Below are 4,101 nucleotides of genomic sequence, written 5' to 3' on the forward strand. Positions count from 1 at the left end.
CAGCCAACGACTTGTAGCGTCTGACAACTTCTTCTGGCGCGAAGTCCGGCGCATTGGTCACCAGCAACAACTTGCCATCCATCAGGCGTGCATGTGTTAAGGAAACTCTGCAAAACTCTGCCACTTTTGTGCGATGAGTCGTTGCCAAATTGCTTATTTTGCTATAAAATATGTAGCATGAAACAAACCACTTTGAACCTCAATCTCAACATCAAGAAAACCCGCAAGCGCGAGTTCCTGGAGCAGATGGAACAAGTGGTGCCGTGGGCTGCGTTGGTGGACCTCATTGCCCCGTACTACCCGCAAGGCCGCACCGGGCGGCCACCCTTTTCGCTGGAGACCATGTTGCGGATTCACTTCATGCAGCAGTGGTTCACATTGTCTGACCCCGCCATGGAAGAATCATTCTTTGACACCCCGCTGTACCGCGAGTTTGCACAGCTCGATGAGTTCACCCGCTTGCCTGATGAGTCCACCATCCTGCGCTTTCGCCATCGGCTGGAGAAGCACAAGCTCTCCGAGCAAATTCTGGCCGCCGTCAATGAGCTGCTGACCCAGCGCGGCTTGCTGCTCAAGACCGGCACGGTCGTCGATGCCACGCTGATTGCCGCACCCACTTCAACCAAGAACAAAGACAAAGCACGCGACCCCGACATGCATTCAAGCAAAAAGGGCAACCAGTGGTATTTCGGGATGAAGGCCCACATTGGCGCTGACGCCGAGTCCGGCTTGGTGCACACCGTGCGAGGCACATCTGGCCATGTCAGCGATATCGCAGAAGCCAACACCTTACTGCACGGCCAGGAGACGCTGGCCTTTGGCGATGCTGGCTACCAAGGAGTCGAGAAACGCCCGGATGCCAAGAGTGATGTCACGTGGCATGTGGCGATGCGCCCGGGAAAGCGCAAAGCACTGGATAAAAGCAGCGAAGCCGATGCCCTGCTCGACAAGGCGGAAAAACTCAAGGCCGGTGTACGCGCCAAAGTGGAACACCCGTTTCGGGTCATCAAGCGCCAGTTCGGATTTGTGAAGGTCCGCTACCGCGGCTTGAAGAAGAACACGGCGCAGCTCTTCACGCTATTTGCACTGTCCAACCTGTGGATGGCGCGAAGCAAATTGATGGGAGCTGTGGCATGAGCGCGCCCAGAAACGGGGCAAATGCCCTGCGAAGGGCGAAAAAGGCTTCAGTGAGCGCTGAAAACGAAGTGGTTTCAGGAAATTCTACGTAAAACTCCACTATACGAAAAGTGACGACCTACTACTCGGCGTTCCGACGAGTTGTTCAGACCATCCTTAACGCCCGTTCATCAATGGCGTAGGTAAACAGCTCGCTTTTGAGATCGACCTTGATGATGCGCGCCAGATGCGCATCACACACCTCATGGTAAAACTTGGCCCGGGCACCGCCATCAGACAATTTGCGCCCCCGCTTGCCCGCATCCTGATCGTCAAGCTTGCCCACCCACTGGGCGGCCTTCTTTTGCAGCTCTGCAATACGCCCGTCACGCTTGGCACCGGCATCCAGCGCCACCTGCGGATCATGCGCAATCACCAAGCGCAGCTTGTTCCAGGTGACTTCACCCAGCACTTCCTCTTTAGCCTTGGCGCACTGCGCCGCATGAAACGGCTCCAGCAAATCCACAAAGTCACCGTAGCGCCTGCCCGGCACCGCCAGGACGAACTCCAGTTGCCCACCACCTGGTAGCTTCATCGCTTGCAGATCAGCCAGGTTGTCGGTGGACAGCAGTCCCCGATCGGCCACCGCGATCACCCGTTTGATGGGAAAGCGCTTGATGATTTTCTCGATCACGCCCTTGATGGTGGTGACCTCTGCCGTATTGCCGTCGAACACCTCGTGCCACAAAGGCAAACCCTCAGCCGTTTGCACCACACCGAGCATGACTTGGCGTGCGACTACGGCTTCCTTGGACATGCCAAAGTGACGGATATCGCCATCCTCTTGTGACAGGCCCGCCGCACGGATGGTGGTCATGTCGTAGAACACCATGGCCAAATCCTGATCAATCAGTGGGCGTAGCAAGCCCGCCATCACCCCATCGACTTCGTCCTTGTGATCAACCAGGGCATCCATGGCGCGCAACAGGTGCTGGTGGTCGATGGATTCAAGCGTCACGCCGGGTAACGTCACAGTTTGCAGCCAGCGCAGCACACCGAGCTTGGAGTCCGGGTCACACAGGCGGTTGATCACCATGATGCGAATGAGGGACTCCACGTCAATGCTGTGACGGGTGCGGCGAAATACTGTACGCAGGCGATCGAAGCCCAAGGTGTTCCACAACTCGGTGAGCGTCCAGACATCGCCAAAGTCGCGCGCTGCCTCAAAGCTCACGGTCGGTGTCGGTGGCTGCGCAACTGGAGTTTGACCCGTGATGCGCTGCAGGCCCGAGATGACGGATTTGAGATCGCCCTGCATCTGGTCGAAGCGGCCAAGGGTGGCAACGGTGCGCTGCTTGGGGCGACCGTCAGCATCGCGAAACGCCTCTACGAGTTGGACGTATTGGTTGGGGCCGGAGCGTGTGAGCTTGATAAACACGCCATTACTTTAACTTAAATTATTAGTAAAAAAATAACTAAAAGCAATAGTTCGTGCCATTACAACTTTCTCAGAATAACGCCATTAGACCGTTGATTTCTTTGGGTTTTGGTGGTGGTTCAGGCTTTGAACTGTCGAACCCGGGAGGTCAACTGTGAAGTAACCGTGGGCCAACGCATTGCGCATTTCATAGGCAAAACCCCATGGCACGGTGGCGTGTTGAGCCGCGAAATCAGGGTGATTTTTGGCAACGTTGTTGCATGCCTCGCCAATGACTTCAAGATTGCGGATCACCGCGTCTTGCGTCTTTCGGTCTGCCATGAACGCGGTTAAGTCTGCGTCCGCGGTGTAGGCTTGAATGTTGTCTATGGCTTCCAGAATGTGCCGCAGGTAATCGGCAATGCGCAGCGGGTCTGCACGGCTCATACGGCAACAGCCTCGCGCAGCACCTGCTCGCGAAAGCTGGCAGGCAGGCCGTTGGGGGTGAGCACGTCAACATCCATACCCAGAAGCTGCTTCAACTCAAACCGGATGGCACCAATGTCCATCAGTGTGGTTTGCGCCGTGGGCTCCACCAGCAAATCCAGATCGCTGCCCGCCACATCGTCACCGCGCAGCGCGGAACCGAACACCCGCACACCGCTCACGCGGTGGCGCAACGCAATCTCGCGGATTTGCGTGCGGTGCAGGGAAAGGGCTTCAGAGGGACGCATTGGTGCAAGTTTACTGTGGACAGCGGTTTATGTGTAAAATCTGGCTCTAGCCCCCGTGAAATATGCGCAAGATGCTAAGAAAAACGTAGCATAAATCAGTCTTCCGCCGCAACCAACTGCCGCTTCAGCACGTCCAGCGTCTGGCCGTTGGCGGCCTTCCACTCCACCCAGCCATTGGCAGAACGCCCCATGAGTGCCATGGCGGTTGTGCTCTCCGATTGCACTGCATGCCAGCCAAGTCACGCCGGATGAAAATCCTGCGGCCACAAAAAGTAAGGGCCGAAGCGGGACTTGGCGACAAACTCAATGCCAGCCTTTTCGCCCTTGGCGGTCAGCACATGCTTGTCGCCATCAAACGCCAAGTAGCCATGCTCTGTCACGCGGTCCAGAAACTGTGCCGTTTTCAAACCCAATTTTTGCCCGATCTTGGATGAGGTCAGCTTGTCATCTCCGTGGGCGCCATCTGCACTTTTGTCGTCGTCCCGGCTGGATGCCTCGGGCTCGCTCGTTACCCGTTCCAGCGAAATGCGCACTTCATCGCTGATGCGGATGATTCGCTGGGCTTCTTCATAGGCGTCTTTGTACAACTGGCTGTCGTCCGAGCGCTGAATTAGGATGCCCATCTCGTTGTTGTTGACCTGGCTGAACTCATACAGGTTCAAGCTGGTCACGATGCACATCTCTTCATTCATATAGCATTTGGCGTGCAGGTTCTTGCAGAAGCTGGTGCGGATGTAGGTCACTTAAGTTCGACACTTCCTGCACGCAAGTCCTTGATTTCATTAGAAACGGAGTCCAAAGCGCAGACTACAAAACGGGTTTGACCAGGTCCGC

At 56.1% G+C, this 4,101-nt stretch carries 5 protein-coding genes and 1 pseudogene; 1 reads left to right on the forward strand and 5 read right to left on the reverse strand.

What is annotated here, in order from left to right; all coding sequences use genetic code 11:
• Positions 1–177: 177 nt before the first annotated feature.
• Positions 178–1,137 (forward strand): IS5 family transposase, encoded by a 960-nt coding sequence (locus tag GZ092_RS21140; protein WP_293639306.1) that lies wholly within the window; start codon positions 178–180, stop codon positions 1,135–1,137.
• 151 nt (positions 1,138–1,288) lie between these two features.
• Here GZ092_RS21140 and GZ092_RS21145 read toward each other — a convergent pair.
• The 5 genes and pseudogenes from GZ092_RS21145 to GZ092_RS21165 form a co-directional block, all read right to left on the reverse strand.
• Positions 1,289–2,554, reverse strand: a pseudogene (locus tag GZ092_RS21145) (IS1634 family transposase); the annotation flags it as partial.
• 84 nt (positions 2,555–2,638) lie between these two features.
• Positions 2,639–2,980: a HepT-like ribonuclease domain-containing protein gene (locus tag GZ092_RS21150; protein ID WP_293639299.1), complete on the reverse strand. Its 342-nt coding sequence runs from the start codon at positions 2,978–2,980 to the stop codon at positions 2,639–2,641.
• Complete coding sequence (locus GZ092_RS21155; protein ID WP_293639301.1) at positions 2,977–3,267, reverse strand: nucleotidyltransferase family protein; 291 nt, start codon at positions 3,265–3,267, stop codon at positions 2,977–2,979. The genes GZ092_RS21150 and GZ092_RS21155 overlap by 4 nt, the downstream gene beginning before the upstream one ends.
• Before the next feature lie 95 nt (positions 3,268–3,362).
• A complete protein-coding gene (locus GZ092_RS21160) occupies positions 3,363–3,491 on the reverse strand; it encodes a DUF4357 domain-containing protein (RefSeq protein ID WP_293639303.1) in 129 nt (42 codons plus the stop codon).
• Between the two features lie 15 nt (positions 3,492–3,506).
• Positions 3,507–4,010 (reverse strand): hypothetical protein, encoded by a 504-nt coding sequence (locus GZ092_RS21165; RefSeq protein WP_293639305.1) that lies wholly within the window; start codon positions 4,008–4,010, stop codon positions 3,507–3,509.
• Positions 4,011–4,101: the final 91 nt, after the last annotated feature.

The organism is Polaromonas sp., from assembly GCF_010365105.1.
Lineage (GTDB): Bacteria > Pseudomonadota > Gammaproteobacteria > Burkholderiales > Burkholderiaceae_C > Polaromonas.

Bases quoted from the DNA above. Each gene is read 5' to 3' on its own strand.
- GZ092_RS21140 (WP_293639306.1), top strand. From the start codon at position 178: ATGAAACAAACCACTTTGAACCTCAATCTCAACATCAAGAAAACCCGC.
- GZ092_RS21150 (WP_293639299.1), bottom strand. From the start codon at position 2,980: ATGAGCCGTGCAGACCCGCTGCGCATTGCCGATTACCTGCGGCACATT.
- GZ092_RS21155 (WP_293639301.1), bottom strand. From the start codon at position 3,267: ATGCGTCCCTCTGAAGCCCTTTCCCTGCACCGCACGCAAATCCGCGAG.